Raw genomic sequence first — 26,530 nt, 5'->3', positions numbered from 1 at the left:
CGGGTCCGGCCCGGACCCGGCCGGGACCCCGGCTCGGGGCACTAGCTCGGGGCACTGGCTCAGGCCCCCGCGGCCTCCTTCGCCCAGGCGGCGAAGCTGTCCTCGTCCGCCAGCTCGTCGATGCGCTTCAGCTCGTCCTCGGTGAAGTCGGGGGTCCGGATCGCGCCGACGCAATCCACCACCTGCTCGGGCCGCGAGGCGCCGATCAGGGCCGAGGTGATGCCGCCGTTCCGCAGCACCCAGGCCAGCGCCATCTGGGCGAGGGTCTGGCCCCGCTCCTCGGCGAGGGCATCAAGGCCGCGCAGCGCCTCGATGCTGCGGTCGTTGATCCGGTGCGCGTCCAGCGACTTGCCCTGCGCGGCGCGGCTGTCCTCGGGCACGCCGCCGAGATACTTCTTCGTCAGCATCCCCTGCGCCAGCGGGATGAAGACGATGGACCCGATGCCCAGCCCCGGCAGCGCGTCCTTCAGCCCGTCCCGCTCGATCCAGCGGTCGAGCATGTTGTAGCTCGGCTGGTGGATCACGATGGGCGTGCCCAGCTCCTTCGCGATCCGCTGGGCCTCCTTCGTCTGCGCGGCGGTGTAGCTGCTGATCCCGGCATAGAGGGCGCGGCCCGAGCGCACGATGTAGTCGAGCGCGCCGATCGTCTCCTCCAGCGGCGTGTCGGGGTCCGGGCGGTGCGAATAGAAGATGTCGACGTAGTCGAGCCCCATCCGCTTCAGCGACTGGTCGCAGGAGGCGACGAGGTACTTGCGGCTGCCCCATTCGCCGTAGGGGCCGGGCCACATGTAGTAGCCGGCCTTCGAGCTGATGATCAGCTCGTCGCGCCAGGGCTTCAGATCCTCGGCCAGGATCGAGCCGAAGGCATGCTCGGCCGACCCGGCGGGCGGGCCGTAATTGTTCGCCAGGTCGAAATGCGTGATCCCGTGGTCGAAGGCGGTCAAGCAGATGTCCCGCTTCGTCTGGTGCGGGAAGTCGTGGCCGAAATTGTGCCAGCAGCCGAGGCTGATCGCCGGCAGCTTCAGCCCCGACGCGCCGCAGCGATTGTAGGTCATCCGCTCGTAGCGGTCCTCGGCCGGTCGGTAGGTCATCTTTCTGGTCCCCTCGGTCGCGCCTGCCTTAACCGGAGCGCAGGCTTTCCGCGTCATCTAGACCCGGTCGACGAGAGGGAAAGCGCACCGGATGCTCGGCGCCATCGCACAGGACTGGGCGCTCGCCACCGCGGGCGGGACGACGCTGCTCGCCCTCGCCGCCCTCGCCCTGGCCACATTGCGGACGCGTCGCTGGAAGCGCGAGGGGGAGTACGCCACCCTCGTCAGCTGCCATGCCAATGACGGTCTGGTGATCCAGGACCTGAACGGCCGGATTCTCTGGGTGAACGAGGCCTATTGCCGCCTGATGGGGCGCCCCCGGTCCGAGATGGTGGGACGCAACCCGATGGAATTCGCCCTGCCGCCCGAGCTGACCCCCCCGAGGGAGGAGATCGCCGCCTTCCGCTACACCCGCGGCGGCCCCTATGACGGGCGGGTGCTGCGGTTCCGCAACCGGCGCGGCGACGGGACCGAGTTCTGGAACGAGATCGGCGTCTCGCTCCACCGGATGCGCGACGGGACCGAGCGGGCGGTGCTGGTCTGCCGCGACGCGACCGAGCAGGTGGGCCGCGAGACGGCACTGCGCCGCGCCCATTCGGAGGTGGAGTTCATGGCACGCCACGATCCCATGACCGGCCTCGCCAACCGGTCGGAATTCCTGCGCGTCGCCCGCACCGCGCTCGATTCCGGCGGGCCGGCGCTGGGCGTGCTGCATATCGACATCGACCGCTTCAAGGAGATCAACGACACCGTGGGCCATGCCGCGGGCGACGCGGTGATCTGCCACGTGGCCGACATGATCGCCGCCTCGGCCCGCGGAACCGACCTGTCGGCGCGGCTCGGCGGGGACGAGTTCGTGCTCGTCTGTCCCGGCATCGGCGACCTTTCGGTCCTCGACGAGCGGGCGGCAGAGATCGCGGTCCGCGTCTCGCGCCCGGTGGACTGGCAAGGGCGCAAGATCGGCTGCTCGGTCTCGATCGGTGGCGCGCTCGCCTGGCCCGGCGACATCACGCCCGAGGAGGTGCTCGTCCGCTCGGACGTCGCCCTCTACGAGGCGAAGCGGCAGGGCCGCGGACGCACCCGCCTCTACGACGAGGACCTGCATGCGCGGCACGTCCTGCAGCAGACGAAGACCGACCAGCTGCGCCGCGCCATCGGCGAGCGGCGGCTCGCCTTCTCGTTCCAGCCGACGGTCGACCTCGCCACCGGCGAGGTCCGCGGCTTCGAGACCCTGGTCAGGTGGCCCTCGGGCGAGGGGCGCGAGCTGGCGCCCGGCGCCTTCCTCCATCTCGCACGCGACCTCGGACTGATGGCCGAGATCGACTTCGCCGCGATGGAGGCGGCGATCCGCATGCATGTCCGCCTGTTCGAGGCCACGGGGCGGCGCATGGTCCTGGCCTTCAACGCCTCGCCGGAGCTGCTGGTCCACCGGCATTTCTTCACCCGCCTGTCGCGCCGCCTGGCGCAGGACGGGATCGACCCGCGCTACATCGCGATCGAGGTGATCGAGACGGTGCTCTTCGGCCCCGGCGACGATCCCGGCCCCTATCCCGGCATCGTGCTCGACCTCTGCCAGATGGGCTTCTCGGTGCTGCTGGACGATTTCGGCACCGGCTATGCCGGGCTCGGCCATCTCGCCACGCTGCCGGTCACGGGGGTGAAGCTGGACCGCAGCCTGATCGCGGGGTTCGAGCGCGACGCGACCCGGCGCGAGATCATCCGGGCGCTGCATTCCCTGTCGGAGAGGATCGGCGTCACGATGGTCGCCGAGGGGATCGAGACCGGGACGACCGCCGTCGAACTGGGCCGGATCGGGCCCTTCGTCGCGCAGGGCTACTGGATCGCCCCGCCGATCCCGGAGGCGGAGGTGCTCGCCTGGCTCGAGGGGCGGACCATCGCGGGGGACGCGCCGCCGCCCGGACGGGACCGGCGGCTGCGCCACCTCGCCGCCGAGGCCGGGGAAAGCGCGGACCGGCGCGCCGGCACGGGGTGAGGCCCCCGGGGGACGGGACGGCGTGACACCGCCCCCGGCTGTGCCGCCGCCCGGCCCAGTTGCCGCCCGGCCTAGTTGCTGCCCGGCCTAGTTGCTGCCCGGCCTAGTTGCTGCCCGGCCTAGTTGCTGCCCGGCCTAGTTGCTGCCCGACAGGAACCGCCCGATCGGCTGAAGCCGCTCGATATTGTCGCAGATCACCTTGATCACCACCAGGATCGGCACAGCCAGCACCGCCCCCGGCACCCCCCAGAGCCACACCCAGACGATGACCGCGACGAGGACCGACACCGTGTTGATCTCCAGCCGCCGTCCGACCAGGGCCGGCGTCACGACGTTGCCCTCCAGCGTCGTGAGGCCGAGGTAGGCCAGCGGACAAAGGAGGGCGTAGGAGGCGCTGTCGAACTGCACCAGCGCCGTGATCGCGACGAGGACCACGCCCACCGCCGCCCCCAGGAAGGGAATGAAGTTCAGCAGGAAGGCCGCGACTCCCCAGACCGGCGCCGAAGTCAGGCCCAGCGCCCAGAGCGCGGTGCCCACGCAGACCCCCAGCCCGGCATTGATCGCCGTTACCGCCAGCAGGTAGCGCGACATCTGCCGCTCCATGTCCCGCATTATGGTGAAGGCGCGCTTCTTGTCGGTCAGCCGCTTGCTGGTCTCGACGATCCGCCGCTGGAACATGTCCTCCGACGCCAGCAGGAACAACGCCAGCACCAGCGCCGCGATCGTCGTCGAGACGAAGCTCGCCACCCCGCCGGCGGCCGTCATGACGAAGTTCGGCCGGTCGGCGACGACGCTGACCGTCTCGTCCTGCCCCGGCGTGTCGTCGGCGGGGCCGTCCTCGCCGTCGGTGATGTCGGAGACCTGCGCGCCGACCTCCTGCACGCGCTCGAACGTGTCGAGGATTCCGCTCAGCTTCTCGCGCGCCTCGGCCATCGTCTGCGGCGCGTTCGCGACCATCGACGTGGCGGTGCCCGACAGGGCGTAGCCCCCCGCGATCGCGCCGACCGTCAATCCGCCGATCAGCAGGACGGCGCTGATCCAGGCCGGAATCCCGATGCGCTTCAGCGCCCGCACCAGGGGCGAGAAGACGAGCGTCAGCAGGAGCCCCAGGACCAGCGGCAGCAGCAGGTCGCGCGAGAAATAGGCGGCCGTCAGGCCGAGGATGATGAAGATCATCGTCACCGTGCGGCGGATCGTCCGCAGCAGGTAGAGCGATTCGTCGCGTGGCCCGAGGATTGCGGTCTCGGCGCGGGCGGGCGGCGTCTGGGCAGCCGTGCTGTCGTCTGACACGATGTCGGTGCCCTTTCTGGCGGTCCCTTGTCCCGGCAACGCCGCCCCGCACCGCCGGTTCCCGGGGCACCCTTCGGCCCGGGGCACCCTTCGGCCCGTGCACCCTTCGGCCCGTGCACCCTTCGGCCCGTGCACCCTTCGGCCCGTGCACCCTTCGGATTGCCGCGCGCCCCCGGCGCCTGTATCAGGCGCGCGATCCCGCTCTGCCATGAAGGAGGTGCCCCATGGCCGCCTACCAGTTCGTCTACCACATGGACGGCGTGTCCAAGACCTATGCCGGCGGCAAGAAGGTCTTCGAGAACATCCGCCTCAACTTCCTGCCCGGCGTGAAGATCGGCGTCGTCGGCGTCAACGGCGCCGGCAAGTCCTCGCTCCTGCGGATCATGGCCGGCCTCGACAAGGACTTCACCGGAGAGGCCTGGTCGGCCGAGGGCGCCAATGTCGGCTACCTCCCCCAGGAGCCGCAGCTGGACGAGAGCCTCGACGTGCGCGGCAACGTCATGGAGGGGGTGAAGGCCAAGCAGCAGATCCTCGAGCGCTACAACGAGCTCGCCATGAACTACTCGGACGAGACGGCCGAGGAGATGGCGCAGCTGCAGGACGAGATCGACAGCCAGAACCTGTGGGATCTCGACGCGCAGATCGACGTCGCGATGGAGGCGCTGCGCTGCCCGCCCGACGACGCCGACGTGAGCACGCTCTCGGGCGGCGAGCGGCGGCGGGTCGCGCTGTGCAAGCTGCTGCTCGAACAGCCCGACATGCTCCTGCTCGACGAGCCGACGAACCACCTCGACGCCGAGACGATCGCCTGGCTTCAGAACCACCTGATCGAGTACAAGGGCACGATCCTGGTCGTGACGCACGACCGCTACTTCCTCGACGACATCACCGGCTGGATCCTCGAGCTCGACCGGGGCCGGGGCATCCCCTACGAGGGCAACTACTCCGCCTGGCTCGAGCAGAAGGCCAAGCGGCTGGAGCAGGAGGCGCGCGAGGACAAGTCCAAGCAGCAGACCCTCGCCCGCGAACTCGAATGGATGCGGCAGGGCGCCAAGGCGCGGCAGGCGAAGTCCAAGGCGCGGATCCAGGCCTACGAGGAACTGGCCGGCCAGTCCGAGCGCGAGAAGGTCGGCAAGGCGCAGATCGTCATCCCGAACGGGCCGCGCCTGGGCGGCAAGGTGATCGAGGTCGCCGGCCTGAAGAAGGCGATGGGCGACAAGCTCCTGATCGAGGACCTGTCCTTCGACCTGCCCCCCGGCGGCATCGTCGGCGTGATCGGCCCGAACGGCGCCGGCAAGTCGACGCTGTTCCGGATGCTGACCGGGCAGGAGACGCCCGACGAGGGAACGATCGAGTACGGCGACACGGTGAAGCTGTCCTTCGTCGACCAGTCGCGTGACGCGCTCGACGCGAACAAGACCGTCTGGGAGGAGATCTCGGGCGGGGCCGAGGTGATCGAGCTCGGCGACGCCTCGATGAACTCCCGCGCCTATTGCGGGGCGTTCAACTTCAAGGGCGGCGACCAGCAGAAGAAGGTGGGCCTGCTCTCGGGCGGCGAGCGCAACCGCGTCCACATGGCCAAGCTGCTGAAGGATGGCGGCAACGTGCTGCTGCTCGACGAGCCGACCAACGACCTCGACGTCGAGACGCTGCGCGCGCTCGAGGATGCGCTGACCCAGTTCGCGGGCTGCGCCGTGGTGATCAGCCACGACCGCTTCTTCCTCGACCGGATCTGCACCCACATCCTCGCCTTCGAGGGCGAGGCGCATGTCGAGTGGTTCCAGGGCAATTTCGAGGATTACGAGGAGGACAAGAAGCGCCGCCTCGGCGTCGACGCGCTGGAGCCGAAGCGGGTCAAGTTCAAGAAGTTCACCCGCTGAGCCCCTTGCCGGGGCCCCTGCCCCGGCCGACGCAAGGATCCCGCCCCGGCACCGGCACGGGGCGGGGCCGGGGCGGTCTTGGCGAGAGCCGCCGCGCCTCCGGATAATTTCCCCCTGGGTCCTTCCCTGCGGAACGGCCCGCCCCGTCCGGGCATTGACCGCCACAGCAGGACGGGGAGCGGCGATGGCCGATCGACAGGACAAGGCGGGCCAACCCCGGTGGGGCGCTGTGCGCCAGGACGACGGGCGCTGGCAGGTCAATATCTGGGCCCCCACCGCCGAGCGGCTGGATCTGGTCGTCGGCGACCGGACCCTGCCGATGGACGGCCCCACGGAGGGCTGGCACGGCGCCGAACTGACGGCGCCGCCCGGCACGCCCTACCGCTTCGTCCGGGACGGCACCGCCTATCCCGATCCGGCGAGCCGCCGGCAGGGCGGGGACGTGAACGCGGCCTCCCTCCTCACCGATCTGCCCGCCGCTTCGGACTGGCCGGGGCGCCCCTGGCCCGAGGCGGTTCTCTACGAACTGCATGTCGGGACCTTCACCGAGGAAGGAACGCTGAGGGCCGCGGCGGACCGGCTGAAGGACCTCACCGATCTCGGCATCACCTGCGTCAGCCTGATGCCGCTTGCCCAGTTCGCGGGACATCGCGGCTGGGGCTATGACGGCGTGCTGCCTTACGCGCTGCACCCCGCCTACGGCACGCCGGAGGATCTGGCCGCCTTCATCGACGAGGCGCATCGTCTTGGGGCGATGGTGCTGATCGACGCCGTCTACAACCATTTCGGTCCCGAGGGGAACGTGCTCTCGCAGCTCTGCCCCGGCTTCTTCGATGCCGGGCGTCACACGCCCTGGGGCGCGGCCATCGCGATGGAGGAGCCTGCCGTGCGCGCGTTCTTCCTTCAGAACGCCGAGATGTGGGTGCGCGATTACGGCGCGGACGGCCTGCGCCTCGACGCGGTGCACCAGATCGGCACGCCGGGGAGCACCGATTTCCTGACCGAGCTGTCGGCGAGGATGGAGGCGCTGGACCTCTCCCGCCCCGTCCACCTCGTCGCCGAGGACGAGCGCAACCTCGTCTCCTATACCGGCACCGGGACGCTCCGCGCCCAGTGGAACGACGACTGGCACCACGCGGTGCACTGCCTGACGACGGGCGAGAGCCAGTCCTACTACGCGCCCTTCGCGGTCGACCCGTTCGACGACCTCGTCACCGCGCTGCGCGACGGTCAGGTCGATCAGGGCCAGGAGCGGCCGGGCGGCGAAGCGCGGGGCGAGACGTCGCACGGCGTGCATCCCGTCCGGTTTGTCAACGCCAACCAGACCCACGACCAGGTGGGAAACCGCGCGATGGGCGACCGGTTGATCTCGCTGGTCGGGGCCGAGACGGCAATGGTCCTGCACGCCGCGCTGCTGCTGTCGCCCTTCGTGCCGATGCTCTTCATGGGAGAGGAGGCAGGCAGCCGCGCCCCGTTCCGCTTCTTCACGGATTTCGACGGGGATCTCGCCCAGATCGTCCGCGACGGGCGGCGGTCGGAATTCCCGGAATTCGCCGACCACAAGGACGACATCCCCGACCCGAACGATCCCGCCACCTTCGCCGCGTCCCGCCCGGACGGCGGGCTGGAGGGCGATGCCGGGGCGTGGCGCGATCTCACGCGGGAGCTTCTGACGCTCCGCCGGACCCGGATCGTGCCGTTGCTGGCCGGCGGCTACGGCGGGGCCGAGGTGACGCGCGCGGGCGAGACGGCCGTCGCCGTCTGGCGCTTCGACGGGGGGCGACTCGCGATGTGCCTCGCAGCGGCGGGCGACGCCCCCGCCCTGCCCGGCGGTTTCGAAGAGATCCATGCCCGCGCCGTGCCCGGCGGGCTTTCCATGCGGGCCGGGATCGGGGGACAGGCATGACGCGGATCGCGAGCTACAGGGTCCAGCTGCGGGACGGCCTGGACTTCGACGGACTGGTCCGGCGGCTGGATCACATCGCCGGGCTCGGCGTGTCGCATCTCTATCTCTCCCCGATCCTGACAGCGCCGCCCGGATCGACCCATGGCTACGACGTGACCGATCCGACCGCGATCGATCCCGAACTTGGCGGGCGCGAGGGGTTCGAGCGGCTGGCCCGGGCCGCCGGCGAGCGCGGCCTGAAGATCATCCTCGACATCGTTCCCAACCACATGGCCTTCGGCCTCGACACGCCGTGGCTGGTCGATGTGCTGCGCCACGGCCCCGCCAGCCGCCGCGCAGCGGTCTTCGACATCGACTGGGGGGCGGGGCCCCTCGCCCTGCCCTGGCTCGAGCGGCCCCTGCCCGAGATGGCCGAGGCGGGCGAGGTCGAGGTCCTGGCCGACGGCATGCTGCGCGTCGGCGCGCTGCACCTGCCCCTCGCCCCCGGCAGCGCCGACGGGCTGACCGGCACCCCCGACCCCGCCACGGCCGAGAGCCTGCACGAGGCGCAGCACTGGCGGTTGCTGCCCTGGCAGATGGAACGCGACAGCATCACCCATCGCCGCTTCTTCTCGGTGACCTCGCTGATCGGCGTTCGGGTCGAGGATCCCGAGGTGTTCGAGACGACCCATGCCCTGCTCTTCGAGCTGGTGGAGGCCGGGCATGTCCACGGGCTGCGCGTCGATCATGTCGACGGCCTCGTCGATCCGGGCGGTTACCTGCGCGCCCTGGCGGACCGTCTGCCGGATACGCCCGTCTGGATCGAGAAGATCGTCGTCGGGGACGAGGCGCTGCCGGACTGGCCGATGGAGGGGACGACCGGCTACGAGACCGCCGCCGCGATCACGCGTCTGCTCACCGACCCGGCCGGGCTCGACGTGCTCGACGCGACCTGGCGCGAGGCGACGGGGGCGGAAGGCGACTTTCACGCCGCCGTTGCGCAGGCCAAGCGCGAGGTCCTGACCGACGAGCTGGCGGCCGAGCTGCGGCAGCTGCGCCGTCTCGCCGATGCGGCTGCCGAGGCGGACGGCTTCCTCGCCGGGCCCGAGAGCCTGCGAGAGGCGATCACCGAACTGCTCGTCGCCTTTCCCCGATATCGCTCGTACCTGACCGCCGACGGACCGGCGCGGGACGAGGATGTCGCGCTCTGGCGCGCGGCGGCGGACGAGGCGGCCGCGAACGTGCGCTTGCGCGACACGATCGACTGGGTGGTGGACCGCATCCTCGCCCGCGACACGCCGGATGCGTCGCGCCTCGCCCTGCGGCTGCAGCAGGTCACCGGCGCCTTGATCGCCAAGAGCCACGAGGACACGGCCGGCTTCCGCTTCAACCGCTACATCGCGGCGAACGAGGTCGGGGCCGATCCCGACCGCCCCGTGGCCGAGGCAGCGGAGATCGGGGCCTTCCTGCAGGATCGCCGCGAGCGCTGGCCGGGCTCGATCAATCTCGGCTCGACCCACGACACCAAGCGCAGCGAGGATGCCCGCGCGCGTCTCGTCGCCCTGACCCACGATCCGGAGGCGTTCCGCGCGCTCTGGACGGCGGCGAACGCGCAGGACGGATCGGACGGTCTGCCCGCGAACTTGCGGCTCTACGCGCTGCAATCGGCCATCGCCATCCACGGAGAGCCGGACGCGGAGGACAGGCTGGCCGAGCACCTCGTCAAGGCGCTGCGCGAGGGGAAGGAGGTCACCTACTGGAACGCCCCCGACGAGACGCCGGAACGGCGGATCGGCCGCTGGGCCTGCGGGCTGCTCGCCGCGTGGGAGGAGCCGCCGGAGGAGCTGCTGCGCATCGACCGGCTGGCCGAGGCGATCGGCCTGCGCGAGCTGGGGCTGCGCGCCTTCGCCCCCGGGATGCCCGACATCTACCAGGGCGGCGAGGGCCGGCTGATCCAGCTCACCGATCCGGACAACCGCCGCACCCCCGATTGGTCGTCGCTGGCCGCGCTCGGGGGCGGCGACACCCATGCCGACCGCAAGCGCGGCCTGCTGGCGGCCCTGCTGGACCTTCGGCGGCGCGCGGCGGACCTGTTCGCCCGGGGCGACGTCACGCTCGACGGCGACGCGCGGGCCGGCAGGATCCTGCGGATCGGCTCCGGAACGGCCTGCTTCGCCTGGGGGCAGTCTAGCGCCGGGGTGCAGGGCGATGTCCTGTGGTCCGACGAGACGCCCGGCGCGCCCGGTGGCGCGGTCCTGACCTTCGCGCCCTGAGCGCGGGCGCCCGCCCCGCCGTCCTGCCACGGCGGGCGCCGCCCGGCCCCGTGCCGCCGCGTTCCCCGCGGGCCGGACGCGCAACCATTCACCCGCCGGGCGCGTTCATGGCCCGACGCCCTCCGGCCCCCGCCGCTGCGGCCGGTTCCTTCCTGAGAGGCGACATTCCATCGTGACCACCTCCTCCTTCGACCGCCACGCCGCCTGGTCCCACCGCCTCGGCGCCCAGTACGATGGGCGCGGCACCAATTTCGCGCTGTTCTCGGACCATGCGGAGCGGGTGGAACTCTGCCTCTTCGACGGCGAGACCGAGCGCCGGCTCGACCTGCCCGAGATGCAGGGCGGGATCTGGTTCGGCTATCTGCCGGACGTGCATCCCGGCCAGCGCTACGGCTACCGCGTCCATGGCCCCTACGATCCGGCCTCGGGCCACCGCTTCAACCCCAACAAGCTGCTGATCGACCCCTATGCCCGGCAGCTCGACGGCTCGGTGACGCACGACCCCGCCATCTTCGGTTACGAGATGGAAAGCGGCGACGACACGACCTTCGACACCCGCGACAGCGCCCCCTTCGTGCCGAAGGGATACGTGACGGATCCGTCCTACGACTGGGACGAGGACAAGGTGCTGCGCCACCGCTGGCGCGACAGCGTCTTCTACGAGGCGCATGTGCGCGGCATGACGATGCAGCGCCCCGACGTGCCCGAGGACCTGCGCGGCACCTTCGCCGGTCTCGCCCAGCAGCCGGTGATCGACCACCTGCGCCGGATCGGCGTCACCGCGCTGGAGCTGCTGCCCGTCCACACCTTCCTCCAGGACGACTACCTTCTGGAAAAGGGACTGACGAACTACTGGGGCTACAACACGCTGAACTTCTTCGCCCCCGAGAGGCGCTACCTGAAATCCGGCGAGTGGGGCGAGATCAAGGACATGGTCCGCCGCTACCACGACGCGGATATCGAGGTGATCCTCGACGTGGTCTACAACCACACCGCCGAGGGGTCCGAACTGGGGCCGACCCTGTCCTTCCGCGGCATCGACAACCTGTCCTACTATCTCCACGGCGAGGATGCGCGCCACTGCTACGACACGACCGGCTGCGGCAACACGGTGAACGTGGCCCATCCGATGGTCCTGCGCATGGTGCTCGATTCCCTGCGTCACTGGGTGCAGGAGATGCATGTCGACGGCTTCCGCTTCGACCTCGCCTCGACGCTGGGGCGCGAGGCGACCGGGTTCGAACGCGAAGGCTCGTTCTTCGCGGCGATCCGGCAGGATCCGGTGCTCTCCAGCATCAAGCTGATCGCCGAGCCCTGGGACATCGGCGACGGCGGCTACCAGGTCGGCGGCTTTCCCTGGCCGTTCCGCGAATGGAACGACAAGTTCCGCGACGACGTGCGCGGCTTCTGGCGGCGCGGCGGCGGGCTGAAGGGCGCGCTGGCCGAACGGCTCTGCGGCTCGCCGGTGCAGTTCGACCATTCCAACCGCCCCGCCAGTTCGTCGATCAACTTCGTCGCCGCGCATGACGGGTTCACGCTGTGGGACGTCGTCTCCTACAACGAGAAGCACAACGAGGCGAACGGCGAGGACAACCGCGACGGCCACGACCACAACCTGTCCGACAACATGGGCGTGGAGGGCGCGGCCGAGGATGCCGACATCACCGCCGCCCGCCTGCGCCGGGCCCGGGCGATGCTGTCGACGCTGATGCTGTCTCGCGGCGTGCCGATGCTGCTGGGCGGGGACGAGGTCGGCAACAGCCAGGGCGGCAACAACAACGCCTATTGCCAGGACAACGAGATCGGCTGGATCGACTGGGATACCGGCCACGACCTCAGCGGGACGGTCGCCGACCTCGCCGAGCTGCGCCGCCGCATCCCGGCCCTGCGCGAGACCCGGTTCGACAGCGATACCTGCGTCACCCGCTGGTTCGGCCCGGACGGCGCCGACATGGAGGATGGCGACTGGGACGACGATTCCGACCCGGTGGTCATGTGCCACGAGGCCGAGGGGCAGGCGGTGCTGATCGTCGTCAATGGCGGCGACGACGCCGAGCTGGTCCTGCACGAGGAGGGTTACACGCTCGACTTCGTCTCCGAGCCGGAGACCGCCACGCTGGACGGCACCGCCCTGTCGATGGGCTGGCAGACGGTCGCGGTCCTGTCCAAGGCGATCGAGGAGAGGACGGATCCGGACGATCTCGAAGAGACCGATCCCGAAGAGGATGCGGCCTGATCGGCGCGCGGCGGCGGGACTGTCCCCGCCGCCGCCGGGGCGATCAGCCGCCCGCCGCGACGATGGCCTTGGCGAGCAGCGGCACGGTGTCGGTGTTCAGACCCGCGATGTTGATGCGGCTGTCGCCCACCATGTAGACGCCATGATCCTTGCGCAGCGTCTCGACGATCTCGGGCGGCAGGCCGAGGCGCGAGAACATGCCCCGGTGCTCGGCGATGAAGGCGTAGCGGTCCGAATTGGTCAGCCGCGCCAGTTCACCTGCGAGCTGCCGGCGCAGCTCCAGCATCGTGCTGCGCACCTCTTCGAGCTCCGCCTGCCAGTCGGCGCGCAGCTCGTCGTCGGTGAGGATCGTGGCGACGACCCGCGCCCCGTGATCGGGCGGGAACGAATAGTTCTGCCGGTTCAGGTGGTTGAGGTTGCCCTGCGCCAGCGTCGCCCCGCCCTCGTCCCGCGCGATCGCCATCAGGATGCCCGTCCGCTCGCGGTAGATCCCGAAATTCTTCGAACAGGAGGCGGCGATCAGGGATTCGGGCATGGCGCCCGCGACCTTGCGCGTGGCGGCCGCATCCGCGTCCAGCCCGTCGCCGAAGCCCTGGTAGGCGATGTCGATCAGCGGGATCAGGCCCCGTTCCTGCAGGACCGCGATCACCCGGTCCCATTCGGCCTCGGTCAGGTTCGCGCCCGTTGGATTGTGGCAGCAGCCATGCAGCAGCACCACGTCGCCCTCCGCCGCGCCGCGCAGGTCCTCGAGCATGCCCTCCACGTCGACGCCGCCGGTGGCGCTGTCGAAATAGCGGTATTCCGCGCTCGTCATGCCGAGGTGCCGGATGATCGAGGGATGGTTCGGCCAGGTCGGGTTCGACAGCCAGATCGTGGCCCCGGGCGCGGCCTGCTTCACCAGGTCCACCGCCTGCCGCACCGCGCCGGTGCCGCCCGGCGTCGCGACCGCCGCGACCCGGTCCCGCGCCACCGCGCCGCCCAGCACCAGCGCGACCATCGCATCGCAATAGGCCGGATCGCCGGCGAGCCCGGTATAGGCCTTGGTCTCCTGTCTTTCCCAGATGCGCTTCTCGGCGGCCTTCACCGCGCGCATGACCGGGGTGCGACCCTGCGGGTCCTTGTAGACCCCGACGCCGAGGTCGATCTTGTCGTCCCGCGGATCGGCCCGGTAGGCCGCCATCAGCGAGAGGATCTTGTCGGCAGGCTGTTCCTTGAGGGCTTCGAGCATCAGGCGACTCCGGTGGCGATGGGAAGATCGGCGCGCTGGCCCCATTCGGACCAGGAGCCGTCGTAGAGGGAATGGTCGGCAACCCCGATCCGCTCGAGCGCAAGCGACAGCACGGCCGCCGTCACGCCCGAGCCGCAGGTGGTGATGACCGGGCGGGTCAGGTCCGCGCCCGCCGCCTCGAACACGGCGCGCAGCTCGGAAATCGGCTTCATCGTGCCGTCGGCGTTCAGCAGGTCCTTGAAGAAGACGTTGCGCGATCCCGGGATATGACCCGCGCGCAGGCCGGGGCGCGGCTCGGCCGCCTCGCCGCGGAACCGGGCGGGGGCGCGGGCGTCGACGATCTGCGCCGACCCGCTGGCCGAGGCGGCGGCGACGCCGTGCGCATCGCGTACCAGTTCGGGCCGGAGGCGCGGGGTGAGGTGCCGGTCCCGGACCGGCGGCACCGCGTCGGACACCGGGCGCCCCTCGGCCCGCCATTTCGGCAGGCCGCCATCGAGGACGGCGACGCGGTCGATCCCCATCAGGCGCAGCAGCCACCAGACCCGCGCGGCCGAGAAGAGGCCCGCCCCGTCATAGACCACGACGGACTGCCCGTCCCCCGCGCCCAGCGCCCGCATCCGCGAGGCGAAGAGCTCGGGCGGCGGCGCCATGTGCGGCAGATCGGTCGCGGGATCGCTGATCGCGTCGATATCGAAGAAGCGGGCGCCGGGGATGTGGGCGGCGGCATGTTCGGCCGCGGCGTCGCGCCCCTCGCCGGGCAGGTACCAGGACGCGTCGAGCACGAACAGGTCCGAATCGTCGAGATGCCGGGCCAGCCACTCGGTCGAGACGAGGTTGCTACCGTTCAGGGCCATCGATCCCTCCCCCGGGGGCGTGTCGCAGCAGCGCCGGACTAGACCCCGGGGAAAGCGATGGCAAGGCGGCGTCACCGCTTCCGCGCGACCACGAAGCGGTTCATCCGCTTCGGATAGGCGCCGGTCTCGAGGATCTCGAATCCCGCCGCCTCGATCATCGCGTCGTACTGACGGACCGACAGGAAGCGGACGGGCGGCGCCTTGCCGATCAGCCGCATGGCGGCGATCACCGGCCAGAGCGGCGAGACCCGGCCGAGGCAGCCGGTCTTGGAGATGAACAGCCCGCCCGGGGCGAGCCTGTCCCGGATCGCCGCGATGGCGGCCTCCGTCTCTGGCACCAGATGCATCAGGTTGAAGGCGAGGATCGCGTCCCACGGCCCGTCCCCCTGCCCCGCCTCCTCGACCCGGAAGGTCAGGTTGTCCTGCCCCGCCCCGGCCAGCTTCTCGTGTGCGATCGCGATCATCTCGCGGCTGAGATCGCTGCCGGTATAGGCGCGCGCGGCAGGGGCCAGCTTCAGCGCCGAGGATCCGGTGCCGCAGCCCAGTTCGAGCACGCGGTCGGTCGGCTTCAGCCAGGCGCGCACGCGCTCCAGCGTCGCCTCCCAGGCGGCGGGGTCGGCGACGGGGCGCGCGGCGTAGGACCGCGCGATCCGGTCCCAGAGGGCGACATGGGGATGGGGGGCGGGGTCGGTCATGGTCTCGGCGAGGCTGGTCATGCTTTGTCTCCTGATCATGCCCCGGTCTACCCCTGCGTCACCCATTCGGGAATTGCGCAATTGCGTCCCTCGGACATACGATTTCGCATGGATGCACGCCCCGCCTTCGACTGGAACCGGATCCGCGCCTTCCTCGCCACGGCCGAGACGGGCTCTTTCTCCGCCGCCGCGCGGCGGCTGGGCCAGACCCAGCCCACCCTCGGCCGGCAGGTCGCCGCGCTGGAGGAGGAGCTGGACGTCGTCCTGTTCGAGCGGGTGGGCCGCGCCCTCGTCCTCACCCCCACGGGCCGCGACCTGCTGGCGGATGTGCGCGCGATGGCCGAGGCGGCGGACCGCGTGGCGCTGGCCGCCTCGGGACGGGCGCGCTCGGTCGAGGGGCCGGTGGCGATCTCGTGCTCCGACCTTCTCGCGGCCGAATGGCTGCCGCGGGTCCTAGGCCCGATCCGGGCCGCGCATCCGGGCCTCAGGATCGACGTGCTGGCCTCGAACGCCGTGAGCGACCTGCAGCGGCGCGAGGCGGACATCGCGATCCGCCATGTCCGCCCGGTCCAGAACGACCTCATCGCCCGGCTGGTGCGGCAGGAGGTTGCCCATCTTCACGCCCGCGCCGACCTCGTGGAGCGCGCGGGCGGCATCGCGGACCGCGGGGATCTGTCCCGGCTCGACCTCGTGGCGATGGGCCCGGCGGAGCTTTTCGTGGCCGAGCTCAAGCGGCGGGGCATCGACGTGCCGGAGGCGTCGATCCGGCACGTCACCAACAGCGGCAACGTCTATGTCGAGATGGTGCGGCAGGGGCTGGGGGCCGGGATCCTGCTGGCCGCCTCGGTGCGGCCGGGCGACGGGCTGGTACCGGTCCTGCCCGACACGGTCCGCATCGACGTGCCCTACTGGCTGGTGACGCACCGGGAGTTGCAGCATTCCGCCCGCATCCGCATCGTCTGGGACGCGCTGGCCGAGGCGCTGTCCGCGCCGGAGCTGCGACCCTAGCCGAGTTCCTTCAGAAGGCGCTGCTTCTGCCGGCCCCAGTCGCGCTTGGCCGCCGTCTCGCGCTTGTCGTGGACCTTCTTGCCCTTCGCGACGGCGATCTTGAGCTTCACCATGCCCCGGTGGTTGAAATACATGACAAGCGGGACGAGCGTCATGCCCTCGCGCGCGGTCGCGTTCCACATCCGGGCGATCTCGCGCCGGCTGGCCAGCAGTTTGCGGCGGCGTCGCTCCTCGTGGCCGAACATCGCCTGCTCGTAGGGCGCGATGTAGCCGTTCACCAGCCAGAGCTCGCCCTCCTCGACCGTGGCGTAGCTCTCGGCGATCTGGGACTGCCCCGTGCGCAGCGACTTCACCTCGGACCCGGTCAGCACGATCCCGACCTCGGTATCGTCCTCGATCGCGTAATCGAAGCGCGCGCGCCGGTTCTCGGCGATCACCTTGTAGTTCTTGTCGGTATCCTTGGCCATGCGGGCCGAGATAGGCGCGGCCGCGCGGCGGGGCAAGCGCGGCCGCGCCCCCGGCGGACGGCGCGCGGGACGGCCGGCCGGCGGCGGAGGTATCTGCGAGCCCTGCGAAGGGAGGATCGGGGTGCCCTCGCCCCGGCCGGGGCGGCGCCCCCTGACGCCCCCCGGCGAACCGCGTGCGGCCGGCCGGCGGCGGAGGTATTCGGGATCCCTGCGAAGGGGGGCCAGGCGCCCTTGCCCCGGCCCGGGGCGCACCCCTAACGTCCCGGCCATGCGCCCTGTCCTGACCAATGCCCTCGCCCGCCGCGTCTTCCTCGACCGGCACCTGCTGCTGCGGGACGAGGGGGGGCCGGGGCGCGGGACGGACCTCGCGGACCTCGTGACGCGGCTCGGCTTCGTGCAGGTGGATAGCGTGAACACGCTCGCCCGGGCGCACGACCTGATCCTGTGGTCGCGGCGGGGCCGCTACCGCCCCCGCGCGCTCGAGCTGGCGGTGGCGCGGGACCGGACGCTCTTCGAGGGGTGGACCCACGATGCCAGCGCGATCCCGATGCCCTTCTGGCCGCATTGGCGGCACCGCTTCGCGCGCATGAAGGACCGGCTGCCAGGCCGGTGGGAGGCGTGGCAACGGCACGACTTCCTGTCGGAATGCGACGGCATCCTGGCGCGGATCGAGGCGGAGGGCGGGCTCGCCAGCGCCGACACCCTGCCGGCCGAGCGGGATCCGGCGGCGGCGGGCGGCCCCGGCTGGTGGAACTGGCATCCGTCCAAGACGGCGCTGGAATACCTCTGGCATACCGGGTCGCTCGCCGTCTGCCACCGGCGCGGCTTCCAGAAGGTCTACGACCTGACGGAGCGGGTGATCCCGGCGGACCTGCGCGCCGCCAGCCCCGCGCCGGAGGAGACGATCGACTGGGCCTGCCGCATGGCGCTGGACCGGCTCGGCTTCGCCACGGGTGGCGAACTCGCCGCCTTCCTCGCCCTCGCGACCCCGCAGGAGGTGAAGGGCTGGGTTGCCGGCGCACTGGCGCGCGGCGAGGTGGAGGAGATTGCGATCGAGGGCGCGGACGGGTCGCGTCGCACCGCCCTCGCCCGGCCCGGCCTCGTCGAGGCGGCGGAGCGGTTGCCCCCGCCCGGCGCGCGGGTGCGCGTCCTGTCCCCGTTCGACCCGATGCTGCGCGACCGCGCCCGGGCCGAGCGGCTGTTCGGCTTCCGTTACCGGATCGAGATCTTCGTGCCGGAGGCGAAGCGGCGCTGGGGCTACTACGTCTTTCCCGTCTGGGAAGGGGACCGCGCCATCGGGCGGATCGACATGGCGCGGCGGGGCGGGGATCTGGCGATCCGCGCCTTCTGGCCCGAGGAGGGGGTGCGGATGGGCCGGGGCCGGCTGCAGCGGCTCGAGGCGGAGCTGGAGCGCGTCGCCGGCTTCGCCGGGTTGGCCGGCATCGACCGCGCGCCGGACTGGCTGCGGGACGGGCCCCCGCCGGTCTGATCCCCCCCGGACGAGCCGCGACCCGGACCCCGATCCGGGGCCCTGCCGGGATGCGAGCGGATCGGAACCCGACTGCCCTCCGAGGCCCCGGATCCGGGGCGCGCGGCGCGACCGACGCCGAGTTCCGCCCCCCGAAGACCGGCGCGGCGCAACGAAAAATCCCCGGCGCACGGGGGCGCCGGGGACGAGTCTGCCGAAAGCTGACGGAAGGAGGATCAGCCCTTGGCGAATTCGGGATAGGCCTCCATCCCCAGTTCCGAGATGTCGAGACCGGCGATCTCGGCCTCCTCGGAGACGCGGATGCCCATCAGGCCCTTCAGGATCACCCACACGATCAGGCTGACCACGAAGACGAAGATCCCGATGGCCGCGAAGCCGATGATCTGCGTCACGAAGTTCGTGCCCTCGGTGTAGAAGGGAACGGCGAGCGTGCCCCAGAAGCCGGCGATCAGGTGCACCGGGATCGCGCCCACCACGTCGTCGATCTTCATCTTGTCGAGCATCGGAACTGCGAAGACCACGATCGCGCCGCCGACGGCCCCGATCCAGAGCGCCCCGAAGAGCGTGGGATCGAGCGGACCGGCCGTGATGGACACGAGGCCCGCCAGCGCGCCGTTCAGCACCATCGTCAGGTCGACCTTCTTGTAGACGATCTGCGTCAGGATCAGCGCCGTCACCGCGCCCGCCGCGGCGGCCATGTTGGTGTTGGCGAAGATCCGGCCGACATCGGTGATGTCGCCCACGGTGCCGGCCGCCAGCTGCGAGCCGCCGTTGAAGCCGAACCAGCCGAGCCAGAGGATGAACGTCCCCAGCGTGGCCAGCGGCAGGTTGGAGCCGAGGAACGGCACGACGCGGCCGTCCTTGGCGTACTTGCCGATCCGGGGCCCGAGGATGATCGCACCGGCGAGGGCGGCGAAGCCACCGGCCGCATGGACGAGGGTCGAGCCGGCGAAGTCGGAGAAGCCCATCTCGGACAGCCAGCCGCCGCCCCACTGCCAGGAGGCCTCGATCGGGTAGATGAAGCCGGTCAGGATCACGGTGAAGATCAGGAACGGCCACAGCTTGATCCGCTCGGCCAGGGTGCCGGACACGATCGACGCGGTGGTGGCGCAGAACATCAGCTGGAAGAAGAAGTCCGAGGCGACCGACGCGTAGTCGAGCGAGGCGTCCGCGGCGGCGAGGCCGACCGGCTCCAGCGAGGTGACGGCGAACCAGGGGCCCATCCAGCCGGCGATCCACCAGCCGTCGCCCGGATACATCAGGTTGAACCCGACCAGCCAGTACATGATCGCCGCGATGCCGAAGAGCGCGATGTTCTTCGTCAGCTGCGTCGTCACGTTCTTGGACCGGACGAGGCCCGCCTCCAGCATGGCGAAGCCCGCGGCCATCCACATGACGAGGAAGCCGCCGATCAGGAACAGCAGCGTCGTCATGAGGTAGGGCCCGATCTCGTCGAAGCCGGGCGCGGCGGCCCCGGCCTCCTCGCCGGGGTTCTGGCCCGCTTCCGTGCCTTCCGCGTCGACCGCATCGGCCACGTCGTCCGCGGCGGCGGCGACCGCGTCGCCCGCCTCGTCGGCGGCCTCGGCCGCGGCGTCGCCCGCCTCCTCGACGGCGTCCCCGGTCTCGGCGGCGGCGTCCTCGGCCGCATCCTCGACCGGCTCGGCCTCGATCGTCGCCTCGGTATCGGTATCCTGGGCGGCCGCGATCTGCGGCGTGCCGAGGCCCGTGCCCAGCGCGAGCATCAGCGCCAGAAGCCATGGTTTCAGGTTAGTCATCCGTTCCACTCCAGTATTCCTGTGCCCTGCGCGCTTCAGATCGCGTCGTCGTTGATCTCGCCGGTGCGCACGCGCAGCGCGCTCTCGACATCGAGGACGAAGACCTTGCCGTCGCCGATCTTGTCGGTGCGGGCGGTCGAGGCGATGGTCGAGACGACCTGGTCGGCCATCGCGGCGGGCACCACGATCTCCAGCTTCACCTTCGGCACGAAGTTCACGGCGTATTCGGCGCCGCGATAGATCTCCGTATGCCCCGATTGCGAGCCGAAGCCCTTGATTTCGGTCACCATCATGCCGCGCACGCCGATGGCGGTGAGCGCCTCGCGCACCTCCTCGAGCTTGAACGGCTTGATCGTCGCGATGATGAGTTTCACATCTATCCCCTTGTCGTTGCGTCTCGGGCGGCCTGGGCGCTGCGATGCAGCACGGGACCACCGGCGGCGATGCGTCAGAGGGGACGCGCGGGGGACGTCGCGGCAAGGGCGGGGCCGGTCCGGCTCCGCGCCCGCGCGGCAAGTTTGCACAATTTTTGCACTACTCTTCGCCAGTGCCGCGAAATTGGGCGGATCACGAATTCGCCGATCCGGCGCTACCGGGACGGGACGGCTCCACAGGGGCGCCGCGACTCGCTATAGGACGTCAGGACCAGCGGCCCGCCGACGAGGCCGCGATGAACGGGATCGGGGCAGATGAGCGGAGAACGCAAGGGGCGCAGCGGCCCACTCGTGGCGGACCGGCGCTATTCCCGGTCTGCGAAGGCCGAGGAGCGGAACGCGGAGCGGGCGCCGAAGAAACCGGCGCGGGCGCGGCGCGGCCGCAAGTCGCGCCCGGCCCGCCGGCGGCGGGGTCTGGTCGGCTGGATCCTCGCCCCCTTCGCCTTCGCGCTGCGGATGGTCTGGGCCCTGTCCTGGCGCGTCGGCCTCGTCGTCGCGGTCTTCATCGGGCTCGGCGTCGCCTATTACGCCTCGACCCTGCCCTCGATCGACGCGCTGGTGGACGGCCGGGCCCGCGGCTCGGTCACCATGCTCGACCGCAACGGCGACACCTTCGCCTGGCGGGGCGAGCAGTTCGGCGGGATGATCACGACCGACACCGTCTCGCCCCACCTGCGCAACGCGGTCGTCGCCACCGAGGACCGCCGCTTCTACTGGCATCCCGGCGTCGATCCCCAGGGCGTCGCCGGCGCGATGCGCATCAACCTCGCCGAGGGGCGCGGCCCGCTCGAGGGGAACGGCGGCTCCACCATCACCCAACAGACGGCCAAGCTCCTCTGCCTCGGCCGGCCCTACGATCCGGCGGAATGGGAGAGCGAGGCGGAATACGAGGCCGATTGCCGTCGCACCACGCTGTGGCGCAAGGTGCAGGAGGCCGTCTACGCGATGGCGATGGAGGTACGCTACACCAAGGAGGAGATCCTCACGATCTACCTCAACCGCGCCTATCTCGGCGCCGGCGCGCGCGGCTTCGAGGCCGCGGCCCAGCGCTATTTCGGCAAGTCCGCCGCCGAGGTCAGCCCGGCCGAGGCGGCCATGCTCGCCGGCCTGCTCAAGGCGCCGTCGAGCTACGCCCCCACCTCGAACCTGCAGCGCGCGCAGGACCGCGCCGCCGTCGTGGTCGGCCTGATGGAGGCGCAGGGCTACCTGTCCGAGAGCGCCGCGGCCGAGGCACTGGCCGCGCCGGCCCAGCTCTCGGCCCGGGCGCAGCAGGATTCGGGCGGCTTCTTCGCCGACTGGGTGATGGATACCGGGCCGGAATTCTTCACCCGCGACACGACCGAGGACGTCATCATCCGCACCACCCTCGACCAGCGGATCCAAGCCGCGGCCGAGGACGCGCTGATCCACGTCTTCGACACGCAGGTGCGCGAGGGATCCGACGCCCAGGCGGCGATCGTGGTGATGAGCGCCGACGGCGCCGTGCGGGCGATGGTCGGCGGGCGCAACATCGCCGCCACCGGCGCCTTCAACCGCGCGACGCAGGCGCTGCGCCAGACGGGCTCCAGCTTCAAGCCCTTCGTCTACGCCGCCGCGCTCGACATGGGGATGAACCCGCTCGACACGGTCGAGGACACGCCGCTGACCATCGACATTCCCGGCTCGGGTCCGTGGAGCCCCGACAATTACGACCGCGAGTTCCACGGCACCGTGACCCTGGTCGAGGCGCTCGAGCAGAGCCGCAACATCCCCGCCGTACGCCTCGCCATGGCGGCGGGGCTGGAGAACGTGGTGACCGTGGCCGAGATGTTCGGCATCTCGAACGACCTGCGGGCCAACCCGGCGATGGCGCTCGGCGCGAACGAGAGCACGCTGGTCGAGATGACGGGCGCCTATGCCGGCATCCTGAACGGCGGCTCGTCCGTCACGCCCTACGGCCTCGTCGAGCTGCGGCTGCAGGGCGATCCCGAGCCGCTGATGGGCCTCGGCGGCGGCATCGGCGAGCGGGTCATCAGCGAACGCGCGGCGCGCGAGCTGGTCTGGATGATGCACCAGGTCGTGGCCGAGGGAACCGGACGGCGCGCGCAGATCGACGGGCACGAGCTGGCGGGAAAGACCGGCACGACCTCGGCCGCGCGGGACGCGTGGTTCATCGGGTTCTCCGGCGAATACGTCGCCGGGGTCTGGATGGGCTACGACGACAACACGCCGCTGACCGGCGTCACCGGGTCGGGCCTGCCGGCCGAGATCTGGCGCGAGACGATGGCCCGCGTGCTGGCCAGCCAGATGCCGGTGCCGCTGCCCATGGACCGTCCCGCCGCGCCCTCGAACACGATGGCGGGCGCGACCGATCCCGCGCTCGACGCCGCCCTGCGAGAGGCCTTCGGCGCGCCCGTCGCCCCCGCCCCGCCGGCCCAGGGCCAGCCCGCCCAGCCCGCGCCGGATCCGCAGACCGGGCAGGCGGCGCAGGATCCGAACGGCGCGCTGAACCTGCCCAACAGCACCGAGGACGCGATCCTCGACGTGCTGGGAGACATCCTCGGCGGCGGCTGACGGGCGGCGCCCGTGCCGCCCGCCCCGCGCGGGATGTTGCGCAATCCCGGCAAACAGGGAAGTGTTCACCCGGGCGCCCTATTCTGCCCGCATCGCATTGAGGCCGGCGGGGCAATTGCCCGTGGACCGGCAAAACAGGGCGGGGCGCACCGGCACGGGGCGCGTTCCGCGGCCCGAAGGAAAGGGGCTGGAACATGGCAACCGACGAGACGCGCGGACGCGCCGAATTGCGGCGCGCGCGGAACGAGAGCGGCTGGCTCTACGCGTCGGTCGCGGCCTTCAGCTTCGTGGTCAACCTGCTGATGCTGACCGGCCCGCTCTACATGCTCAACGTCTACGACCGCGTGCTCGGCTCGCGCTCGATCGAGACGCTGGTGGGCCTGACCGTGCTCGTCGTCTTCATGTACGGGATGATGGGCCTGCTGGACCTCGTGCGCGGGCGGGTGATGAACCGCGTCGCCGGCCGCTTCCACGACCGGCTGGGGCGCCGCGTCTTCGAGGCGCAGATCAGGGGGGCGGGGAACCAGGCCGTCTCGCGCGAGGCGCAGACCGGACTGCGCGACCTCGAATCGATCCAGCGCCTGATCGGTTCACCCGCGCTGATGGCCCTCTACGACCTGCCCTTCGCGCCAGTCTTCTTCCTCGGGATCTTCATCTTCCACCCCTGGCTCGGCTACCTCGCCCTGATAGGTGCCGGAGTGCTGATCGCCCTCGCGATCCTGAACCAGCTCACCTCGCGCAGCCAGCTCGAGACCGCCAACCGCGAGACGGTGATGGCCGAGAGCTTCGGCAGCCAGATCCGCCAGGAATCCGAACTCGTGCAGTCGCTCGGCATGCGGGGGGCCGCGTTCGACCGCTGGCAGGACAGTCGCGGGCAGGCGCTGCGCAGCACGGTCCGCGCGACCGACATCTCGGGCGGCTACACCGCGATCATCAAGGCGTTCCGACTGCTTCTGCAATCGGCGATGCTCGGCCTCGGCGCCTATCTCGTGCTGCTGAACCAGCTGACCCCCGGCGCGATGATCGCGGGCTCGATCCTGCTGGGTCGCGCCCTCTCGCCGATCGAGATGATCGTGAACCAGTCCGCCGTGTTCCAGCGCGCCCGGGAGGGCTGGGGCAGCCTGTCCCGCCTTCTGGGCGCGGTATCGCCGCAGGCGTCCCGTACCGCCCTGCCCCGCCCCCGCGCCCACCTGTCGGTGGAGCAGCTGACCGTCGTCGTCCCGGGCGAGAGCCAGGCCACGCTGCGGATGCTGTCGTTCAAGGTCGAACCCGGGCAGGCGGTGGGCGTGATCGGCGCCTCCGGCGCGGGAAAGTCCACGCTGGCCAAGGCGTTGACGGGTCTGTGGCCCGCCACGGCCGGCAAGGTGCGTCTCGACGGGGCCGCGCTCGATCAATACGACCCGGACGTGCTCGGCTCGTATGTCGGTTACCTGCCGCAGCGGGTGGGATTGTTCGACGGCACGATCCGCGACAACATCGCCCGCCTGTCCCCCCGCCCCGACGACGCGGCCGTGGTCGAGGCGGCGAAGATGGCCGCCGCGCATGACATGATCCTGCGCCTGCCCGACGGATACGATACCCGCGTCACCGCCCTGGGCGGCCGGCTCTCGGGCGGTCAGATCCAGCGCATCGGCCTCGCCCGGGCGATGTACGGCGATCCCGAGATCCTCGTCCTCGACGAGCCGAACTCCAATCTCGACAACGAGGGCAGCCAGGCGCTGAACCGCGCGATCCGCGACTACAAGACGCGCGGCAAGGCGGTCCTCATCATGGCGCACCGCCCCGCCGCCATCCAGGAATGCGACATGCTGCTGATGATCGAGAACGGCACGCGGCGCGCCTTCGGCCCGCGGGACGAGGTGCTGAGCCAGGTCGTCAAGAACGCGCAGGAGATCAAGACCGGCGGCGCGGGAGGGGTGTCATGAGCAACGCCGAGATCGGCCGGATCACCCCCGCGCAGGTCCCCGCCGGCCGGACCGCGCCCGGCCGCGCGGATCCCCGCGCCGCCCCCGTCCCGCAGGGCACGCCCTCCCGCCCACGCGAGGACAAGCCGCTCGGCTTCTCGGCTGCGGGGCCGCTGATCCTGGGCTTTCTCCTCCTCGCGCTGCTGATCGGCGGCTTCGGCTACTGGTCGGCCACGTCGCGGCTCGGCGGCGCGGTCATCGCCTCCGGCCAGCTGGTCGTGGACCGCAACCGGCAGGCGGTGCAGCATCCCGATGGCGGCGTGGTCAGCGACGTCCTCGTACGCGAGGGCGCGACCGTCGCCGAGGGCGAGGTCCTGATCCGGCTCGAGACCGAGGCGCTCGCCTCCGAACTCGCCGTGGTCGAGGGCCAGCTCTACGAGGTGCTCGCCCGGATGGCCCGGTTCGAGGCCGAGCGCGACGACGCGGACGAGATCGTCTTTCCCGAGTTGCTGCTGCAGGCCGACAGCCCCGTCGCCACCGAGCTGATGGAGGGGCAGAGCCGCCTGTTCCAGGCCCGGCTGGAGACGCTACAGGGCGAGGCCGAGCAGCTGGCCAGGCGCAAGGAGCAGACCGCGTCCCAGATCGAGGGGATCGAGGCGCAGCAGGTCGCGCTCGACGAACAGCTCGCCCTCATCGAGGAAGAGCTGACCGACCAGCAGAGCCTGCTCGACCGCGGCCTCGCGCAGGCAGCACGGGTGCTCGCCCTCCGCCGCGAGCAGGCCAACCTGGCCGGCCGCGCCGGCGAGCTCGCCGCGTCCAAGGCCCAGGCCGAGGGGCGGATCACCGAGCTCGACCTCGAGATCCTGCGTCTCGGCGTCGCCCGGCGGGAAGAGGCGATCACCCGACTGCGCGACCTCTCCTTCAACGAGATCGAACTGTCCGAGCAGCGGCGCACCCTGACCACACAGCTCGACCGGCGCGAGATCCGGGCCCCCGTCGCGGGCACCGTCTTCGGCCTGACCGTCTTCGGCCCCGGCGCCGTGGTCCGGCCGGCCGATCCGGTGCTCTCCATCGTCCCCTCCGACAGGCCGCTGGTGATCGAGGCGCAGATCCGCGCCACCGACATCGACCAGATCGCCCTCGGCCAGCCTGTGCGGCTGCGCTTCGCGTCCTTCGATCAGCGCCGTACGCCCGAACTGGTCGGCACGGTGATGGGCATATCGGCCGACGCCTTCACCGACGAGACGTCGCGGTTCAGCTTCTACCGGGCCGAGATCGCCCTCGACGAGGGCGAAGCGGCGAGACTGCCCGAGGGGTCGCAGCTGCTTCCCGGGATGCCGGTCGAGGCGTTCCTCGCCACGCAGGACCGCACGCCGCTGGAATACGTGACAAAGCCGATGGCGGATTATTTCGCCCGCGTCTTCCGCGACGGCTGAGCGGCGGGATGGACGGCCCCGGCGGGGCCGTCTAGCGTG

The 26,530-nt window shown here is 71.1% G+C and carries 18 protein-coding genes; 10 read left to right on the top strand and 8 right to left on the bottom strand.

The genetic code is table 11. The features are described 5' to 3' along the window. Window positions 1-59: 59 nt before the first annotated feature. Window positions 60-1,091 (bottom strand): aldo/keto reductase, encoded by a 1,032-nt coding sequence (locus tag BUE30_RS10785; protein WP_073329914.1) that lies wholly within the window; start codon window positions 1,089-1,091, stop codon window positions 60-62. Between the two features lie 91 nt (window positions 1,092-1,182). On the opposite strand from BUE30_RS10785, the gene BUE30_RS10780 reads away from it, so the two are divergent. Continuing rightward, window positions 1,183-3,084: a putative bifunctional diguanylate cyclase/phosphodiesterase gene (locus BUE30_RS10780; protein ID WP_073329911.1), complete on the top strand. Its 1,902-nt coding sequence runs from the start codon at window positions 1,183-1,185 to the stop codon at window positions 3,082-3,084. Between the two features lie 135 nt (window positions 3,085-3,219). On the opposite strand, the gene BUE30_RS10775 is transcribed toward BUE30_RS10780, so the two are convergent. Further along, window positions 3,220-4,374 (bottom strand): AI-2E family transporter, encoded by a 1,155-nt coding sequence (locus BUE30_RS10775; RefSeq protein ID WP_244526335.1) that lies wholly within the window; start codon window positions 4,372-4,374, stop codon window positions 3,220-3,222. A gap of 224 nt (window positions 4,375-4,598) precedes the next feature. Here BUE30_RS10775 and ettA point away from each other — a divergent pair, with 224 nt between their 5' ends. From ettA to glgX, 4 genes are all read left to right on the top strand, one after another. After that, a complete protein-coding gene (gene ettA / locus BUE30_RS10770; protein ID WP_073329908.1) occupies window positions 4,599-6,254 on the top strand; it encodes an energy-dependent translational throttle protein EttA in 1,656 nt (551 codons plus the stop codon). Window positions 6,255-6,438: 184 nt separating this feature from the next. Next, window positions 6,439-8,160 carry a malto-oligosyltrehalose trehalohydrolase gene (treZ, locus tag BUE30_RS10765; RefSeq protein ID WP_073329904.1) on the top strand — a complete coding sequence of 574 codons (1,722 nt, stop codon included), beginning with the start codon at window positions 6,439-6,441 and terminating at the stop codon, window positions 8,158-8,160. Further along, window positions 8,157-10,412, top strand: coding sequence for a malto-oligosyltrehalose synthase (treY, locus tag BUE30_RS10760; protein ID WP_073329901.1), 2,256 nt, complete (start codon window positions 8,157-8,159; stop codon window positions 10,410-10,412). The genes treZ and treY overlap by 4 nt, the downstream gene beginning before the upstream one ends. Before the next feature lie 172 nt (window positions 10,413-10,584). Next, window positions 10,585-12,648, top strand: coding sequence for a glycogen debranching protein GlgX (glgX, locus tag BUE30_RS10755; RefSeq protein ID WP_244526334.1), 2,064 nt, complete (start codon window positions 10,585-10,587; stop codon window positions 12,646-12,648). 43 nt (window positions 12,649-12,691) lie between these two features. Here glgX and BUE30_RS10750 read toward each other — a convergent pair whose 3' ends face one another. The 3 genes from BUE30_RS10750 to BUE30_RS10740 all read right to left on the bottom strand — a co-directional run bounded on the left by BUE30_RS10750 (window position 12,692) and on the right by BUE30_RS10740 (window position 15,446). Then, window positions 12,692-13,876, bottom strand: a complete 1,185-nt coding sequence (locus BUE30_RS10750; RefSeq protein ID WP_073329895.1) for an amino acid aminotransferase — start codon at window positions 13,874-13,876, stop codon at window positions 12,692-12,694. Next, on the bottom strand, window positions 13,876-14,730 hold the full coding sequence (gene sseA, locus BUE30_RS10745) for a 3-mercaptopyruvate sulfurtransferase (RefSeq protein WP_073329892.1): 855 nt from the start codon (window positions 14,728-14,730) through the stop codon (window positions 13,876-13,878). The genes BUE30_RS10750 and sseA overlap by 1 nt, the downstream gene beginning before the upstream one ends. Before the next feature lie 71 nt (window positions 14,731-14,801). Then, window positions 14,802-15,446: a class I SAM-dependent methyltransferase gene (locus BUE30_RS10740; protein WP_244526333.1), complete on the bottom strand. Its 645-nt coding sequence runs from the start codon at window positions 15,444-15,446 to the stop codon at window positions 14,802-14,804. An 87-nt stretch (window positions 15,447-15,533) separates the two neighbouring features. Between BUE30_RS10740 and BUE30_RS10735 the strand changes: the two genes are divergently transcribed. Beyond that, window positions 15,534-16,433 carry a LysR family transcriptional regulator gene (locus tag BUE30_RS10735; RefSeq protein WP_073329889.1) on the top strand — a complete coding sequence of 300 codons (900 nt, stop codon included), beginning with the start codon at window positions 15,534-15,536 and terminating at the stop codon, window positions 16,431-16,433. Here the strand turns inward: BUE30_RS10735 and smpB are convergent. Next, complete coding sequence (gene smpB / locus BUE30_RS10730; RefSeq protein WP_073329885.1) at window positions 16,430-16,900, bottom strand: SsrA-binding protein SmpB; 471 nt, start codon at window positions 16,898-16,900, stop codon at window positions 16,430-16,432. The two genes, BUE30_RS10735 and smpB, sit on opposite strands and share 4 nt — an antisense overlap. A 268-nt stretch (window positions 16,901-17,168) precedes the next feature. Here smpB and BUE30_RS10725 point away from each other — a divergent pair, with 268 nt between their 5' ends. Continuing rightward, a complete protein-coding gene (locus BUE30_RS10725; RefSeq protein ID WP_073329882.1) occupies window positions 17,169-18,389 on the top strand; it encodes a winged helix-turn-helix domain-containing protein in 1,221 nt (406 codons plus the stop codon). A gap of 215 nt (window positions 18,390-18,604) precedes the next feature. Here the strand turns inward: BUE30_RS10725 and BUE30_RS10720 are convergent, their stop codons facing one another. After that, window positions 18,605-20,164 carry an ammonium transporter gene (locus tag BUE30_RS10720; RefSeq protein ID WP_244526344.1) on the bottom strand — a complete coding sequence of 520 codons (1,560 nt, stop codon included), beginning with the start codon at window positions 20,162-20,164 and terminating at the stop codon, window positions 18,605-18,607. 35 nt (window positions 20,165-20,199) lie between these two features. After that, a complete protein-coding gene (locus BUE30_RS10715; protein WP_073329879.1) occupies window positions 20,200-20,538 on the bottom strand; it encodes a P-II family nitrogen regulator in 339 nt (112 codons plus the stop codon). A gap of 315 nt (window positions 20,539-20,853) precedes the next feature. On the opposite strand from BUE30_RS10715, the gene BUE30_RS10710 reads away from it, so the two are divergent. The 3 genes from BUE30_RS10710 (at window position 20,854) to BUE30_RS10700 (ending at window position 26,491) form a co-directional block, all read left to right on the top strand. Beyond that, window positions 20,854-23,151 (top strand): transglycosylase domain-containing protein, encoded by a 2,298-nt coding sequence (locus BUE30_RS10710; protein WP_083601332.1) that lies wholly within the window; start codon window positions 20,854-20,856, stop codon window positions 23,149-23,151. A gap of 194 nt (window positions 23,152-23,345) precedes the next feature. Next, window positions 23,346-25,076: a type I secretion system permease/ATPase gene (locus BUE30_RS10705; RefSeq protein WP_073329876.1), complete on the top strand. Its 1,731-nt coding sequence runs from the start codon at window positions 23,346-23,348 to the stop codon at window positions 25,074-25,076. Further along, a complete protein-coding gene (locus BUE30_RS10700) occupies window positions 25,073-26,491 on the top strand; it encodes an HlyD family type I secretion periplasmic adaptor subunit (RefSeq protein ID WP_083601331.1) in 1,419 nt (472 codons plus the stop codon). Before BUE30_RS10705 ends, BUE30_RS10700 begins: the two co-directional genes overlap by 4 nt. Window positions 26,492-26,530 lie beyond the last annotated feature (39 nt).

The organism is Wenxinia saemankumensis (assembly GCF_900141735.1).
Classification (GTDB): Bacteria; Pseudomonadota; Alphaproteobacteria; order Rhodobacterales; family Rhodobacteraceae; genus Wenxinia; species Wenxinia saemankumensis.
Note: the sequence above shows the minus strand (reverse complement) of the source record. Positions and strands in the feature narration are given on the sequence as shown.

What these genes read in the sequence shown, in the direction of transcription:
- smpB (WP_073329885.1), bottom strand. Translation starts at nt 16,900, where the DNA reads ATGGCCAAGGATACCGACAAGAACTACAAGGTGATCGCCGAGAACCGG.
- BUE30_RS10780 (WP_073329911.1), top strand. Translation starts at nt 1,183, where the DNA reads ATGCTCGGCGCCATCGCACAGGACTGGGCGCTCGCCACCGCGGGCGGG.
- BUE30_RS10725 (WP_073329882.1), top strand. Translation starts at nt 17,169, where the DNA reads ATGCGCCCTGTCCTGACCAATGCCCTCGCCCGCCGCGTCTTCCTCGAC.
- ettA (WP_073329908.1), top strand. Translation starts at nt 4,599, where the DNA reads ATGGCCGCCTACCAGTTCGTCTACCACATGGACGGCGTGTCCAAGACC.
- BUE30_RS10710 (WP_083601332.1), top strand. Translation starts at nt 20,854, where the DNA reads ATGAGCGGAGAACGCAAGGGGCGCAGCGGCCCACTCGTGGCGGACCGG.
- treY (WP_073329901.1), top strand. Translation starts at nt 8,157, where the DNA reads ATGACGCGGATCGCGAGCTACAGGGTCCAGCTGCGGGACGGCCTGGAC.
- BUE30_RS10785 (WP_073329914.1), bottom strand. Translation starts at nt 1,091, where the DNA reads ATGACCTACCGACCGGCCGAGGACCGCTACGAGCGGATGACCTACAAT.
- BUE30_RS10700 (WP_083601331.1), top strand. Translation starts at nt 25,073, where the DNA reads ATGAGCAACGCCGAGATCGGCCGGATCACCCCCGCGCAGGTCCCCGCC.
- BUE30_RS10735 (WP_073329889.1), top strand. Translation starts at nt 15,534, where the DNA reads ATGGATGCACGCCCCGCCTTCGACTGGAACCGGATCCGCGCCTTCCTC.
- treZ (WP_073329904.1), top strand. Translation starts at nt 6,439, where the DNA reads ATGGCCGATCGACAGGACAAGGCGGGCCAACCCCGGTGGGGCGCTGTG.
- sseA (WP_073329892.1), bottom strand. Translation starts at nt 14,730, where the DNA reads ATGGCCCTGAACGGTAGCAACCTCGTCTCGACCGAGTGGCTGGCCCGG.
- BUE30_RS10720 (WP_244526344.1), bottom strand. Translation starts at nt 20,164, where the DNA reads ATGACTAACCTGAAACCATGGCTTCTGGCGCTGATGCTCGCGCTGGGC.
- BUE30_RS10740 (WP_244526333.1), bottom strand. Translation starts at nt 15,446, where the DNA reads ATGACCAGCCTCGCCGAGACCATGACCGACCCCGCCCCCCATCCCCAT.
- BUE30_RS10750 (WP_073329895.1), bottom strand. Translation starts at nt 13,876, where the DNA reads ATGCTCGAAGCCCTCAAGGAACAGCCTGCCGACAAGATCCTCTCGCTG.
- BUE30_RS10705 (WP_073329876.1), top strand. Translation starts at nt 23,346, where the DNA reads ATGGCAACCGACGAGACGCGCGGACGCGCCGAATTGCGGCGCGCGCGG.